This is a genomic window from Actinoplanes sp. NPDC051494 (assembly GCF_044454705.1).
Lineage (GTDB): Bacteria > Actinomycetota > Actinomycetes > Mycobacteriales > Micromonosporaceae > Actinoplanes.
Map to the genome: position 1 here is coordinate 189109 of NZ_JBITDZ010000014.1, position 14310 is coordinate 203418.

Annotated in this window: 14 protein-coding genes and 1 pseudogene; 10 read left to right on the forward strand and 5 right to left on the reverse strand. The window is 71.9% G+C overall.

The features are described from left to right. The first annotated feature begins 19 nt into the window (after positions 1-19). A complete protein-coding gene (locus ACIA6A_RS36410) occupies positions 20-541 on the forward strand; it encodes a SigE family RNA polymerase sigma factor (protein WP_396102600.1) in 522 nt (173 codons plus the stop codon). Further along, positions 534-1364 carry a hypothetical protein gene (locus ACIA6A_RS36415; RefSeq protein WP_396102601.1) on the forward strand — a complete coding sequence of 277 codons (831 nt, stop codon included), beginning with the start codon at positions 534-536 and terminating at the stop codon, positions 1362-1364. The genes ACIA6A_RS36410 and ACIA6A_RS36415 overlap by 8 nt, the downstream gene beginning before the upstream one ends. A 7-nt stretch (positions 1365-1371) precedes the next feature. On the opposite strand, the gene ACIA6A_RS36420 is transcribed toward ACIA6A_RS36415, so the two are convergent. Further along, the gene (locus tag ACIA6A_RS36420) at positions 1372-1794 is read right to left on the reverse strand and encodes a BLUF domain-containing protein (RefSeq protein ID WP_396102602.1); all 423 of its coding nucleotides are present in this window, start codon (positions 1792-1794) and stop codon (positions 1372-1374) included. A gap of 89 nt (positions 1795-1883) precedes the next feature. On the opposite strand from ACIA6A_RS36420, the gene ACIA6A_RS36425 reads away from it, so the two are divergent. The 5 genes from ACIA6A_RS36425 to ACIA6A_RS36445 are packed head-to-tail and all read left to right on the forward strand — an operon-like array spanning position 1884 to position 6811. After that, a complete protein-coding gene (locus ACIA6A_RS36425; protein ID WP_396102603.1) occupies positions 1884-2804 on the forward strand; it encodes an STM4015 family protein in 921 nt (306 codons plus the stop codon). Next, positions 2801-3874, forward strand: coding sequence for an STM4014 family protein (locus tag ACIA6A_RS36430; RefSeq protein ID WP_396102604.1), 1074 nt, complete (start codon positions 2801-2803; stop codon positions 3872-3874). The genes ACIA6A_RS36425 and ACIA6A_RS36430 overlap by 4 nt, the downstream gene beginning before the upstream one ends. Then, positions 3862-4659: an STM4013/SEN3800 family hydrolase gene (locus ACIA6A_RS36435; protein ID WP_396102605.1), complete on the forward strand. Its 798-nt coding sequence runs from the start codon at positions 3862-3864 to the stop codon at positions 4657-4659. Before ACIA6A_RS36430 ends, ACIA6A_RS36435 begins: the two co-directional genes overlap by 13 nt. Continuing rightward, entirely contained in the window at positions 4656-5963 is a 1308-nt protein-coding gene (locus ACIA6A_RS36440; RefSeq protein WP_396102606.1) for an STM4012 family radical SAM protein, read from the forward strand. The genes ACIA6A_RS36435 and ACIA6A_RS36440 overlap by 4 nt, the downstream gene beginning before the upstream one ends. Continuing rightward, positions 5960-6811 (forward strand): STM4011 family radical SAM protein, encoded by an 852-nt coding sequence (locus ACIA6A_RS36445; RefSeq protein ID WP_396102607.1) that lies wholly within the window; start codon positions 5960-5962, stop codon positions 6809-6811. The genes ACIA6A_RS36440 and ACIA6A_RS36445 overlap by 4 nt, the downstream gene beginning before the upstream one ends. Before the next feature lie 597 nt (positions 6812-7408). Here ACIA6A_RS36445 and ACIA6A_RS36450 read toward each other — a convergent pair. Further along, positions 7409-7669, reverse strand: a pseudogene (locus ACIA6A_RS36450) (alpha/beta fold hydrolase); the annotation flags it as partial. After that, on the reverse strand, positions 7627-7830 hold the full coding sequence (locus ACIA6A_RS36455; protein ID WP_396102689.1) for an epoxide hydrolase N-terminal domain-containing protein: 204 nt from the start codon (positions 7828-7830) through the stop codon (positions 7627-7629). The pseudogene ACIA6A_RS36450 and the gene ACIA6A_RS36455, both read right to left, overlap by 43 nt. A gap of 122 nt (positions 7831-7952) precedes the next feature. Between ACIA6A_RS36455 and ACIA6A_RS36460 the strand changes: the two genes are divergently transcribed. Continuing rightward, the gene (locus ACIA6A_RS36460; RefSeq protein ID WP_396102608.1) at positions 7953-8453 is read left to right on the forward strand and encodes a TetR/AcrR family transcriptional regulator; all 501 of its coding nucleotides are present in this window, start codon (positions 7953-7955) and stop codon (positions 8451-8453) included. 48 nt (positions 8454-8501) lie between these two features. On the opposite strand, the gene ACIA6A_RS36465 is transcribed toward ACIA6A_RS36460, so the two are convergent. Together ACIA6A_RS36465 and ACIA6A_RS36470 are read right to left on the reverse strand one after the other, a co-directional pair. Beyond that, on the reverse strand, positions 8502-9701 hold the full coding sequence (locus tag ACIA6A_RS36465) for a DUF6745 domain-containing protein (RefSeq protein WP_396102610.1): 1200 nt from the start codon (positions 9699-9701) through the stop codon (positions 8502-8504). Positions 9702-9705: 4 nt separating this feature from the next. Then, positions 9706-10002: a hypothetical protein gene (locus tag ACIA6A_RS36470; protein WP_396102611.1), complete on the reverse strand. Its 297-nt coding sequence runs from the start codon at positions 10000-10002 to the stop codon at positions 9706-9708. A 291-nt stretch (positions 10003-10293) separates the two neighbouring features. On the opposite strand from ACIA6A_RS36470, the gene ACIA6A_RS36475 reads away from it, so the two are divergent. Beyond that, positions 10294-13197, forward strand: coding sequence for a glycoside hydrolase family 48 protein (locus ACIA6A_RS36475; protein ID WP_396102612.1), 2904 nt, complete (start codon positions 10294-10296; stop codon positions 13195-13197). Between the two features lie 140 nt (positions 13198-13337). Further along, positions 13338-14306 carry an AbfB domain-containing protein gene (locus ACIA6A_RS36480; RefSeq protein WP_396102613.1) on the forward strand — a complete coding sequence of 323 codons (969 nt, stop codon included), beginning with the start codon at positions 13338-13340 and terminating at the stop codon, positions 14304-14306. Positions 14307-14310: the final 4 nt, after the last annotated feature.

Sequence of the window (14310 nt, forward strand, 5' to 3'; positions counted from 1 at the left end):
CCCGACCCGGAAGGACCGCGTGACCGACCTCGACGCCGAGCGTGCCTTCCGGCGCTTCTTCGACCAGCACCACGCGGACCTCTCCCGGCTCGCGTACCTGGTGACCGGGGACGCGGGGATCGCCGACGACCTCGCCGCCGACGCGTTCACCGAGGTCTGGAAGCACTGGGCCCGGGTCGAGGCGGCCGACAGCCCTCTCGCGTACGCCCGGGGTATCGTCAGCAACCTGGCCCGGCAGTGGATCAAGAAGCAGACCCGGGAGCGGCACGGCATGCTGCGCCTGGGCCTGCTGCGCCGCGACCGCAGCGAGCCGGACACCCCGGCGGTGCTGGACGTCCGCGCGGCGCTGGCCCGGCTGCCGGTGCGGCGCCGGGAGTGCGTGGTGCTGCGGTACGCCTTCGACGTGCCGGAACGCGAGGTGGCCGAGATCCTGGGCATCTCGGTCGGCGCGGTGAAGAGCCAGACCTCGCGCGGCGCCGCGCAACTGAGCACGTTCCTGCAGGACATGCCCGTGGGTACCGGAGGAGGACACCGTGCGTGAACACGACGAGCGCGACCTCCGCGCCCTGCTGCGCGACGAGGCGGAACGCCACCACCCGGACCGCGACGCGATGTTCTCGCGCATCGTCAGCGCCCGGACCGAGGCCGCCCGGAAGGAGGCCGCCCGGACCGAGGCCCGCCGGCCGTCCGCGCTGATCCGGCTGCGCCCGCTCGCCGCCGCCGGGGGAGTGGCGGTCGTGCTGGTCGCGAGCATCGCCGGGGCCCGCCTGCTCGGCGGCGGCGACACCACCCCCGACGACCAGGTGGCGGCCCCCACGTCGGCCGTGTCCACGCCGGTCACACCGTCGGTCAAGCCGTCGCGGTCCGCGCCCACGTCCAAGCCGGCGCCGACATCCAAGCCCGCGCCGCCGGCCACCGGGGGCGACACCGAGGCGCCGCAGGCGTCGACGTCCAGCGGGGCGGCCGACCGGCCCCGGGCGAAGTCCGGTTACCTGTCCTCGAAGGCGCTGGTCGATCCCGCGTCGAACGTCGGCTGGGCCCAGGGCAATGTGCTGCTGACCCCCACCGAGAAGCTCACCGAGCTCGAGGTCACCATCACGGTGATGAAGACCGAGGGCGTGTCCAGTAGCGGCTCGTGGAGCTCGATCCCGGACCCGATGATGACCAAGACGGTCACCGAACGTGACGGGAAACTGGTCTACCGCTTTGTGCTCACGAAGGGCAACGTCCTGGACCCGCGCGAGTACACGTTCGCCGTCCAGTACTTCCACGCGTCGACCGGCCGGTCCGCGTCCGCCGATACGTACCAGGCGAAGACCGTCTCCGCCGGCGGTGTCCGGGTCACGGTCGCGGGCGGGTTCTGAGCGTCCGTCAGTAGGAGTACCGCAGCGTACGCATGCGCTGCATCACGGTGGTGGCCTTCTCGGCGGGCAGGTTGCCGGGCGAGAACTCGTCGCCGGTCAGCACATCGCCCAGGTCGGCGCGCAGGCTGGGGGAGTTGCCGTCGACCAGGCCCATCGACCAGTCGGGGAAGCTCGGCTGCTCGATGTCGCGTACCGAGACGAGCGCGACATGGGTGTGCCGCGGGTCCTCGCCGATGGTGCAGAACGTCCGCGTGACCTGCTCGCGGTCGCCCTCGAGGCACTGCAGGAACGTGTGCCGGTCGAACAGCAGCACGCCGGTGAGGTCGTTGCGGGCGTTGTTGGCGCAGGCCTGGTCACGAATCGTGAAGATACCCTCCGGCGGCAGGGTGTCACTGCGCCGGCTGGAGTAGATCAGCTGGGTCAGGCTCATCTTCCGACCATAACGGGCACGGGTCCGCGGTTCTGTCGGATGCCGCTGCTAGGTTCGCTGTCGACCCGGAACGACGCGAAGGAGAGCTTGTGGCCATCGGATCCCATCTGACGACGTTCGCCGGTCTGCCGATCGTCGCCTGGGACGCACCGGAGACGCCGGAGGACCCCACCGCGGTGGCGTGGCGGGTCGAGATCGAGGACTTCGAGGGTCCCCGCGAGGACTTCGTGGCCGCTTTCGAGCAGGTCATGGACCGGGCCGGCCCGGGCGGTCCGCGCACGCTGATCATCGGCGAGTGGGGCTCCGCGTACGAGGAACGCGCCCCGCTCGACGTCGTCATCGGCGCCGCCGCCCGGCTCGGTGAGCTGCGCTCGCTGTTCGTCGGCGAGATGACGTTCGAGCAGTGCGAGATCTCCTGGATCCACCAGGGTGACTACACCCCGCTGCTGGAGGCGTTCCCCCGGCTGGAACGCCTGTGGATCCGCGGCTCGCAGGAGCTGGGCCTGAGCGCGCTGCGCCACGAGAGCCTCACCGAGCTGGTCATCCAGTCCGGCGGCCTGCCACCCGGGATCGTGCGCACGGTGGGCGAGCTCGACCTGCCCCGGCTGACCGGCCTCGAGCTGTGGCTCGGCGTCGAGAACTACGAGGGTGGCGCCACCGTCGAGGACCTGTCCCCGATCCTCACCGGCCGCGCCTTCCCGGCCCTGACCCGCCTGGGCCTGCGCAACGCGGAGAACGCGGACGAGATCGCGGTGGCCCTGGCCGCGGCCCCGGTCGTGGGCCGCCTCACCGAGCTGGACCTGTCGCTCGGCATGCTCGGCGACACCGGTGGCGAGGCGCTGCTCACCGGTCAGCCCCTCAACCACCTCTCCGCCCTGGTCCTGCGGCACCACTTCATGAGCCCGGAGATCTCCGGGCGCCTCGTCGAGGAGCTGCCCGGTGTCCGGGTGGACGTCTCCGAGGTGCAGAAGGAAGAGGAGTGGGGCCGCTACACCGCGGTGGCGGAATGACCGAGCTCGCCGTCGTCGGCAACCCGGCCAACCGGCGGGTGCACCTGTTCACCGCGGCGGCGGTGCGGGCCGGCCTGCGCCCACCGCGGGTGTTCGCGTGGCACGACGTGCTCCGAGCGGGCCGGGTGCCGGGCCCGGGCACGACCGTGCGCATCGACTCGCCCGGCGAGGACCCGCGGGTCGACCTGCTGTTGCGGGCCCTCGGCGGGGACCCGTCCCGGGCCGCGGAGCACGGCGAGATCCTCGGGCTGGCCGCCGCCCACCGCGGGCTCGGCGCCGGGCTGGCCCGGATCGCCGGCGGGGGCGGGCTGCTGCTCAACCCGCCCGGGGACGTGCTGACCATGGGTGACAAGCGCCGATGTCACGCTGTGTTGCGCGACGCCGGGGTACCGGTCCCGGAGGCGTTGCCGCCCGTGCACGGCTGGGAGCAGGTGCGGGCCGCGCTGCGTGACGCCGGGTGGGGCCGGGTGTTCGTGAAGCCCGCGCACGCGTCGTCGGCGTCCGGCGTGCTCGCCGTGACCGTGGCCGGCGCCCGGGTGTCGGCGCTGACCTCGGTCGAGCTGGGCGCGGACGGCCGGCTCTTCAACAACCTGCGGGTACGCCGCTACGACAGCGAGTCCGCGGTGGCCGCGATCGTGGACCGGCTCGCCCCCGACGGGTTGCACGCGGAGCGCTGGTTCCCCAAGGCCGGCCTCGGCGACCGGGCCCTCGACCTGCGGGTCGTCGTCATCGCCGGCCGGGCCCGGCACGTGGTGGTGCGCACCTCCCGCAGCCCGATGACCAACCTGCACCTGGGCAACGCGCGCGGAGACGTCGCGGCGGTGCGGGCCGCCGCCGGGGAGCCCGCCTGGGCCGCCGCGATGCGCACCTGCGAGCGGGCCGCGGCGTGCTTCCCCGGCAGCCTGCACGTGGGCGTGGACCTGATGTTCGGCACCGGGTGGCGCCGGCACGCGGTCGCCGAGGTCAACGCGTTCGGCGACCTGCTGCCCGGCGTGCTGGCCGGCGGCCTCGACACGTACGCCACCCAGGTCGCCGAACTCGCCCGGGCGGGGGTGCCGTGCGCGACCTGATCGGCGACCACGACCTGCTGTTCGTCACGCTCGACACGCTGCGGTACGACGTGGCCGCCGACTGCCTGGCCGCCGGGCGTACCCCGGAACTGGCCCGGGTCCTGCCCGGCGGCACCTGGCAGCGGCGGCACACCCCGGCGAGCTTCACCTACGCCGCGCACCACGCGTTCTTCGCCGGTTTCCTGCCGACCCCGGTCACGCCCGGCCCGCACGAACGGCTGTTCGCGGCGAGCTTCGCGGGCAGCGAGAGCAGCGGACCGCGTACCTACGTCTTCGACGCCGCGGACCTGCCGACCGCGCTGGCCGCCGCCGGGTATCACACGCTCTGCCTGGGCGGGGTCGGCTTCTTCAACCCCGGCTCGCCGCTCGGCCGGGTGCTGCCGGGCCTCTTCACCGAAGCGCACTGGGAGCCCGCGTTCGGTGTCACCGCCCCCGGTTGCGTCGACGCCCAGCTCGACCGGCTGGCCACGGTCGTCGCCGGGCTGAGCGCGGACCGGCCGTTGTTCACGTTCCTCAACGTCGCGGCGCTGCACCAGCCGAACCGCCACTACCGGCCCGGCGCCGCGGCGGACGACCTGGGCACCCACGCCGCGGCGCTGGAATACGTCGACTCGCGGCTGCCCCGCCTGTTCGCGCTGGCCGGCGGCCGGGGACGGCCCTGCCTGGTGATCATCTGCTCGGACCACGGCACGCTGTACGGCGAGGACGGCCACACCGGGCACCGGGTCGCCCACGAGGCCGTCTGGACGGTGCCCTACGCCGACTTCGTCCTGGAGGCCTCGTGACGACCCTCGACGGTTCGCCCTACCAGGGCTACCTGTACGCCTACCCGCACAAGACCGCGTACCGGCGGCTCGAACCCCGGCCCGCGCTGCGGGACGTGTGGGCGGGGGAGCGGCGGGACGCGCTGTTCGCGTACGTGCACGTGCCGTTCTGCGAGATGCGGTGCGGGTTCTGCAACCTGTTCACGCGCACCCGGCCGCCGGCGGAGCAGGTCACCGCGTACCTGGCGCAGCTCGCCCACCAGGGCGCCGCGGTCCGCCGGGCGCTCGGCCCGGACGCGTCGTTCGCCCGGGTCGCGATCGGTGGCGGCACCCCCACCTACCTCACCGCCCCCGAACTGTCCGAACTGTTCGGCGTCGTCGAGGACACCCTCGGTGCCACCGGCGTCCCCGTGGGGGTGGAAACCTCCCCGGCGACCGCCACCCCGGACCGCCTCGCCGTGCTCGCCGGGCACGGTGTGACCCGGGTCAGCATCGGGGTGCAGAGCTTCCTGGAGGCCGAGGCCCGCGCCGCGGTGCGCCCGCAGAAACTGTCCGAGGTGCACGCGGCCCTCGACGCGATCCGCGCCGCCGCGATCCCGGTCCTCAACATCGACCTCATCTACGGCATCGACGGCCAGACCCGCGAGACCTGGCGACACTCCCTCGACGAGGCGCTGCGGTGGCGGCCCGAGGAACTGTTCCTCTACCCGCTGTACGTACGCCCGCTGACCGGCCTCGGCCGCCGCGCCACCACCGTCGCCGGCTGGGACGGCCAGCGCCTCGATCTCTACCACCACGCCGTCGACGTGCTGACCGGTGCCGGCTACGTGCAGCAGTCCATGCGCCAGTTCCGGCGCGCGGACGTCCCCACCGACGACGGCCCGGACTATTCCTGCCAGGACGACGGCATGGTCGGGCTGGGCTGCGGCGCCCGGTCGTACACCTGCGACCTGCACTATTCGTTCGACTACGCGGTCAGCGTGCCCGAGGTCCGGGCGGTGATCGACGACTACGTGTCCCGCCCGCCGGACGACTTCGCGCACGCCGAGTTCGGCTTCCGCCTCGACGACCGTGAACAGCGCCGCCGATGGTTGCTCAAATCGCTGCTGCGAGCCGAGGGCCTGGACCCGATCGCGTACGAGAACCGCTTCGGCACCCGCCACGACGAGGACTTCCCGCAGCTCGCCGACCTCGTCACCCGCGGCTGGCTGGACCCGGCCCGCCGCCGCCTCACCCCGGCCGGCCTGGCCCACTCCGACGCCGTCGGGCCGTGGCTGGTCTCCGGTGCGGTCCGCACGGCCATGGCCACCCACGTGCTGCGATGACGGCGCTCTCGGTGCTCTACCGTGGACCGCTGGCGAGCTGCAACTACGACTGCCCGTACTGCCCGTTCGCCAAGCGCGTCGACCCGCCCGCCCTGCTCCGCGAGGACCGCGCCGCCCTGGACCGCTTCGTCGCCTGGGCCGTGGCGACCACCGACCGCACCCTGTCGTTGCTGTTCACCCCGTGGGGCGAGGGCCTGACCCGCTCCTGGTACAGAGACGCGATCGTCCGGCTCTCCCACGAGCCGCACATCCGCCGGGTCGCCATCCAGACCAACCTCGCGGCCCGCGTCGACTGGCTGACCGCGGCGAAGCCCGGTGTGGCCGCGCTCTGGGCCACCTACCATCCGGGCCAGGTGACGCTGGAACGCTTCCTGGCGCGCTGCCGCCGCCTGGACGAACTCGGCCACCGTTACTCCGTCGGGGTGGTCGGCCTCCCCGAGCACCACGACGCGGCCGTGACGTTGCGGGCCGCCCTCGACCCGTCGGTCTACCTCTGGATCAACGCGGCCGAGGGCCACCTCTACACCGCGCAGGAGGAACGTCGCTGGACCGCGATCGACCCCCGCTTCGGCGACAGCGTCCGCCCGCACCGCTCCCGCGGACTGCCCTGCCACGCCGGCGAGACAGCCATCTCGGTGCTGGGCGACGGCACGGTGCGCCGCTGCCACTTCATCGACACCCCGATCGGCAACCTCTACGACGGCTCCTGGCGGTCAGGCCTGCGACCCCGGCCCTGCACGAACGCCATCTGCGACTGCCACATCGGCTACGTGCACCTCAAACCGCTCGAACTCTATGACGTGTACGGCCCAGGAGTCCTCGAACGCATCCCCGCCACCTGGCCCTGACCGCCGCCGTGTGCGATGGGCTTCACCTCGGCTGCTACGCCGTCGGTCACCTTGCGCCATGCCCGCCGCAGCCGCGAAGTGCCCGCCCTTGTCGGCCACGCGGTAGTGGATCAGATTGCTGTAGGTGTCCTCGATCCAGCTTCGCGGCGGCAGGGGGATGTCCTTCGGGAAGACGGTCACCGCGACCGGGAGCGTCAGCTTGGGCCCGGCGAAAGTGTTCGACTTGTTCTCCCAGTAGATGCGGGCGGACGACGCCGCGCTGTTGGTGAACCAGTAGAGGGAGATCGCGTCGAGGATGTCGTCGACGCTGAGAGCGTCCTCGGCGAGCCCTTGGTTGTCGGTCTTGGACTGGAACTTGTCGTAGATCCAGGCGCCCTGGCCGGCGGGAGAGTCCGCCAGGGCGAATCCGATGGTCTCCGGCTTCGTGCCCTGAAGGTGGTTCGCCCCACCGAGATCGCCGGCATAGAGGGCGGCGGTCTCCACCGCATGGCGCTGTTCGGGCGACAAAGTGTCGGGGATCTTCGCGGGAAAGGCGTACTGGGTGTTCAGGTGAATGCCGAGCAGCCCCTCGGGTCGCAAGACCCCGAGGGCGGTGGTGACGACGGCACCCCAGTCGCCGCCTTGCGCGGTCCATCTCGGGTAGCCGAGGCGCTTCATCAGCTCTGCCCACGCGCCGGCGATGCGCGCTGCTGTCCACCCGGTCTGCGTGGGCTTCTGGGAGAAACCGAAGCCGGGGAGCGACGGGATGACCACGTCGAAGGAATCGGCGGCGTCCCCGCCGAACGCGACCGGATCGGTCAGCGGGCCGATCAGCTTCAGGAAGTCGACGATCGAGCTGGGCCATCCGTGCGTGAGGATAGCGGCATCGCGTGGGGGTTCCCGGACCTGACATGGATGAAGTGGATGTCCAGCCCGTCGATCTCGGTGAGGAACTGGGGGTGGCTGTTGAGCTGGGACTCGAAGCGCCGCCAGTCGTAGCTGCGCTCCCAGTGGTCGACCAGGGATCTGGCGTTTGCCACGCGAACCCCTTGCGACCAGTCGCCCACCGTCTCCGGATCCGGTCATGGCAGTGTTCTCCTGAGCTTCGAAGCGTGGCGCAACCCTCCGTTGCACACTGCTGGGGGAGGACCCCGACGCCGGAATGGGTGACATCGCCGCTGCCGCCGGAGTCGTCCGCCGCACCGTCTACGGACATTTCTCCTCGCGTCTCGACCTGATCCGGACACTCATGGAACGGGCTGTCACCGAGATGACAGCCGTGCTCGCCGAGGTCAGCGCCGCCGGTGCGGAAGCGGACGCGACGTGGGTCGCATTCATCGCCCGCCTATGGCCGGTGACGCACCGGTACCGAGTGCTGTTGGCGCTGCGCCGTGGCGAGTACGGCGAGGCGATCCACAGCCTGTTCGGGCCAGTTGACGAGCTCCTCGCCGACCTCGTGAAACGGGGGCAGGACAGCGACGTGTTCGCACAGCACCTGCCGGCCGGCGTGCTGAGCCAGGTCGCCTACGGTGTCGTGTTTGCCATCGCGAGCAGCGACCTGCCGACCGAGATCTCAGGCGCCCGGGCAGCGACGATCACGAGCCTGCTGATGTTAGGGGTTCCCGAGACGCGCGCCATCGCTCTCGCGGGCGAGCAGCCCTGACCCGGCTCAGCAATCCTTCCGGATCCTCGTGGTCATCACGGCCGGATGTCAGGTCTGGATCCGTGGGTGGTAGTCGGCGGCCTCCAGGCCGAACGTCCAGGCGACACCCTCGCGGGCGGTGCGGGTGCGGGGTGGGACGCGCAGCCAGTAGACGCGGCTGGTGCCGTCGGGTTCCGGGGTCGCGTTGACGACCTCGACCATGACCAGGGGTTCGTCGCGGGGCAGGTCGAGGTACCACAGGATGCCGGTCTCGTCCTCGCCGAGGCGCCGGGCCCCGGACTCGCGCAGGTAGCGTTCGTAGCCGTAGTGCTCGAGCATCACCCGGCGCAGCTCGGCGTTCTCCTCCGCGGCGATCCGGCCGGCGGTGAGCGTGGGCAGCTCGGCGGCGAGGCCGGGCGGGATCGGCATTCCGCGCCAGGCCCACAGCTGGTAGCCGTCGGGGAATTCCAGCGCGGCGGTCTCGCTGTGCAGCCGGCCCACGTTGTCGCGGGAGAGCGTGACCGGCCGCTCGGTGAGGATCGCGACGTCCGCGAAGGGCCACCACCAGCCGGTCTCGCGGGCGAGCGCGGCCAGCCCGGCGAGCGCGCCGAGCCTGTCCGGTTCGGCTGCGGCGGGGCGGGGCAGCAGTCGGGCGGCGGCGTCGAAGGGGGCGAGCCAGGCCGCGTCGTGCTGGCCGTAGACCGCGTCGAGGACGGCCCGGGACGCGGCCCGGCCGAGGTCGCCGGGGATATCGGCGAGGTCTTCGCGCAAGCGGGTGCGCAGGCGGCCGGCGACCCGGTCCATGACGAGGTCCCAGCAGCGGCGGCCGGCGGCGGCGCTGAGGTGTGCCCAGTCGTCCATGCCGTGGGCGGCCAGGGCCTCGGCCCGGGCGGTGGCCCAGGGCGTGGTGCGGACCGCGGTCCGCACCGGCGCGCCCGCGGTCGCGCCGGACCCGGGCTCCCACCCCTGCTGCCGCAGCGCGGCCACCACGTCGGCGACCGGTCCACCCGACGCCGCGCCAGGGAAGGCGACAGCGGGTGCGGGCTCGGCGGGGGCGGTGCCGGTGAGCAGGGCCGCGGCTATTGCTCCGGCGTGGGGGGAGCCGAGCCAGTAGACGCGGTCCGGTGGGGGGAGGCCGGCTGCTCGGTAGGTCTGGGCGAGGGCTTCCTCGGCGGCCGGGCGGTTGGCGGGGCCGGTGCGCAGGGCGGTGGCGAGCCACTGGTCCTCGATGGCCGCGGCGGCGGTCTCCTGGGCTGCGGTCAGGGCCATGGGATCAGTCCGCCACCGGGCGCCAGGCACCCGGGATGTACTCGCGCTGGCGCACGACGCGGTACTGCCCCGCGGGCAGCGAGATGGGGCCGTGTTCCTCGTGGGTGACGCGGCCGTGCGAGGGCACGTCGATCCACATCAGGGCGGGGTTGTCGCGGTCGGCGACCAGGGTCAGGCCGGGGCCGCCCACCACGTGCGCGTGGCCGGTGGCCTCTCCCCGGGCGAGGACCATGCGCCCGCGCCGGTCGCGGGGCACCGGGACGCAGGACTGCTCGGGGATCTCGCCCGCGACGATCAGCACATCACCTTGCCGGTACATCAGTACAGCCCTCCCACGTCCATCGGTCGCCTGGACGATAGCGGGAGGGTGCGACAAGAAATCACCGTTCGATGAGGAGCGCTCCCACGGCGGTGATGTCTCTATAGGTACCGAAACGGTGGCCCGCTGTCAACGAGGATCCCTGGCAACATAGTCGGTCTTCGATGGATTTGTTTCCAGCTCTTGACAAGGAGATGACGGACCCACGACATTCATGGGAGCGCTTCCACGGCGGCCGGCCCGCAGCCCGTCCCTGCAGAGAGGCAGCCCCACATGCCACGCAAAACCCGGAGAGCCGCCGGTGCCGCCCTCCTCGGCACCGTCATGGTTCTCGTCGCCGCCCCGCCGCCCGCACAGGCGGCCGCGGCCTGCTCCGTCGTCTACAAAGTGCAGAGCCAATGGTCCGGTGGTTTCACCGGGGACATCGCGATCACCAATACCGGGGATCCGCTGACCAGCTGGAACCTGCAGTACGACTTCCCGGACGCCGGGCAGAAGGTCACCCAGGGCTGGAGCGGCAACTACACCCAGAGCGGCGCGCACGTCACCGTGACCAACGTGGCGTGGAACGGCAGCCTGCCCACCGGGGGATCGGTGAGCACCGGCTTCAACGGCACGTTCACGTCGGCGAACCCGCTGCCCACCGCGTTCACCCTCAACGGTACGGCGTGCAACGGCGCCGTCGCCGCCCCGACCGCGGCGATCAGCAGCCCCGCCGCGAACACCCGGTACACCGCGCCGGCCAGCATCCCGATCACCGCCACGGCCACCGCCGGCACCGGGCGGACCATCAGCAAGGTCGAGTTCTACCACGACGGGCTGCTGCTCGGGGAGGACACCACCGCCCCGTACGCGTACACGTGGAGCGGCGTTCCCGCCCAGGCCGCCGCTTACCACGTACAAGCGGTGGCCTTCGACTCCGCCGGTGTCCGCAGCACCGCGGCCGACGTCCCGGTCTTCGTCGACGCTTCGGCGACCCCGGCGATCATCGTGGACGCCACGTCGCTGACCGTGTCGCCGGGCAAGACCGCGACGTTCAAGGTCGCGCTCTCCAGGGCGCCCACCGCGAGCACCACCGTCGCGGTCGCCCGGACCGCCGGGGCCACCACGGTGACGGCCGCGCCGGCGTCGCTGACGTTCACGACGGCGAACTGGAACACGGCACAGACAGTCACGGTCTCCGCGACCGCGGCCGCCGCCGTGAACACGACCGCGACGTTCTCCGCGACCGCCGCCGGGCACACCGCGGCGACCGTCACGGCGAGCGTGGTGGCCGAGGGCAGCGCCGACGCCCGGTTCACCCAGCTCTACAACGACATCAAGAACCCGTCGAACGGCTACTTCAGCCCCGAGGGCGTGCCGTACCACTCGATCGAGACGTTGATCGACGAGGCGCCCGACCACGGCCATGAGACCACGTCCGAGGCGTTCAGTTACTGGCTGTGGCTGGAAGCGCATCACGGCCGGGTGACCGGTGAGTGGTCGCCGTTCAGCTCGGCCTGGCAGACGATGGAGAAGTACATCATCCCGTCGCACGCCGACCAGCCCACCAACGACAAGTACGACCCGTCGAAACCCGCCACGTACGCCGCCGAGTACCCGACGCCGTCGCAGTACCCGTCGCAGCTCGACCCCAGTGTCTCGGTGGGGACCGACCCGCTGGCCGCCGAGCTGAAGACGGCGTACGGCACGTCGGACATCTACGGCATGCACTGGTTGCTGGACGTCGACAACGTCTACGGTTTCGGGCACTGCGGGGACAAGACCACCCGGGTCACGTACATCAACACGTTCCAGCGGGGCGCCCAGGAGTCGACGTTCGAGACCGTGCCGCAGCCGTCCTGCGACACGTTCGCGGCCGGTGGCCCCAACGGTTACCTCGACCTGTTCACCAAGGACACCTCGTACGCGAAGCAGTGGAAGTACACCAATGCCCCGGACGCGGACTCCCGTGCCGTGCAGGCGGCGTACTGGGCGTACACCTGGGCCACCGAGCAGGGCAAGGGTTCGCAGGTCTCCGCCGCCGTGGCGAACGCCGCCAAGATGGGTGACTACCTGCGCTACTCGTTCTACGACAAGTACTTCAAGAACCCGGGCTGCACCTCGACGTCCTGCGCCGCGGGCACCGGCAAGAGCAGCTCCAACAACCTCATGTCCTGGTACTACGCGTGGGGTGGCGCCACCGACACCTCCGCCGGCTGGGCGTGGCGGATCGGCTCCAGCACCAGCCACTTCGGGTACCAGAACCCGATGGCCGCCTGGATCCTGTCCACCCAGACCGCGCTGACGCCGAAATCGCCGACGGCCAAGGCCGACTGGGCGGCCAGCCTCGGCCGCCAGCTGGAGTTCTACCAGTGGCTGCAGTCGTCCGAGGGCGGCATCGCCGGCGGCGCGACGAACAGCTGGAACGGCTCCTACCAGGCACCCCCGTCGGGCACGCCGACGTTCTACGGTCTGTCCTACGTCGAGGCCCCGGTGTACGAGGACCCGCCGTCGAACCGCTGGTTCGGTATGCAGACGTGGTCTCTCGAGCGCCTCGCCGAGTACTACTACGTGAGCGGCGACGCCAAGGCGAAGGCGGTGCTCGACAAGTGGGTGCCGTGGGCGCTGGCCAACACCACGATCGGTGCCACGACGTTCGAGATCCCCTCCGACCTGGCGTGGAGCGGTAAGCCCGCCACCTGGAACCCGTCCAGCCCGGCCGCGAACTCCGGCCTGCACGTCACCGTGACGAGCAAGGGCCAGGACCTCGGGGTCGCCGGTTCGTACGCCAAGCTGCTCACCTACTACGCCGCGAAGTCGGGCAACGCCCAGGCGAAGACGGCCGCGAAGGGACTGCTGGACGCGATCTGGGCGTACAAGGACGGTAAGGGTGTCTCGGTCACCGAGACCCGGGCCGACTACAACCGGATGGACGACGTGTACAACGCCTCCACCGGACAGGGCATCTACATCCCGCCGGGCTGGACCGGCAAGATGCCCAACGGTGACGTCATCAAGCCGGGCGTCTCGTTCCTCGACATCCGGTCCTTCTACAAGAACGACCCGGACTGGCCGAAGGTCGAGGCCTACCTGAACGGCGGTGCCGCACCGACGTTCAACTACCACCGCTTCTGGGCCCAGGTGGACGTGGCCACCGGGTACGCGGAATTCGCCCGGTTGTTCCCGAACGGGTGAGAGCAGGCCCGGGACGCGGCTTCCATCCCCGCGTCCCGGGCCCCCCATTCTGATGCTTGCGTTTCGGGTCATTTGCCTCGATCATTTCCAGGCACCTCCGCGGTACGCCCCCACCGCGGAGCTTTGTCGATCGGAAGTGAATGACCACAGAGGATTCCACGCCCCCCGAGCTCCGGGTGGGCGGCTGGGTGCCCCCACCCCCGCAGAGCCCGGCCGGCCACCCGCCGCTGCCGGACTCGTTCCTGGCCTCGGCCACCGCCACCGTCCCCCAGCCCGTCGCGCCGGCCGCCGGCACCCGGGCCACCCGCCGCCGGGCCGCGGTCGGCGCGTTCGCCGCCATCGCCGTCCTGCTGGTCACCGGCTCGGTCGCCTGGCAGACCGCGCGCCCGGGCAACGCCGGCGAGGCCCGTTTCGTCACGCTGCCCACGGTGCCGACCGTCCCGGCCATGCCCTTGACGGTGCCGTCCGCCCCGGCCTCGCCGTCGGCATCGACATCGGCCTCGGTCTCTGTCTCGGTGTCCTCCTCCGGTGCGAGCCGCAGCGCCGGCACCTCGGCGCCGGCGTCGGCGTCCGCCCTGCCGTCCGCCCACCCGTCCGGCCCGGCGACCGCGACGGCGGCACCTCCCGCGCCCGTACCCGCGTCCTCCTCCCCGGCGCCCGCACCGACGCGGTCCTCGGCCCCGCCCCCGGCCCCCGGCCCGTTCACCGTCGGCGCCGCGGTCAGCCTGGAACCCGCCGGCATGACCGGCTACCGGGTCCGGCACCGCGACTACCGGGGCCGCGTCGAGCGGATCAGCTCGGCGCTGGACCGCGCGGACTCCCGCTTCGTCGTCCGGGCCGGCCTGGCCGACAGCTCGTGCGTCTCCTTCGAGTCGTCGAACTACCCGGGCTACCACCTGCGGCACCGCAACGGCCAGATCTGGCTGGACCGGTCCACCGGCTCGGCGCTGTACGCCGCCGACGCGACGTTCTGCCCGATCGCGGGCCGCGCCCCGGGTGAGGTCACGCTGCGTTCCAAGAACTACCCCGACCGCTCACTGTCGGTGAGTCGTTCCCGGCTCGCCCTGAGCTCCCGCGCGACGACGTTCACCGTACGGGCACCGCTCTAGGGCC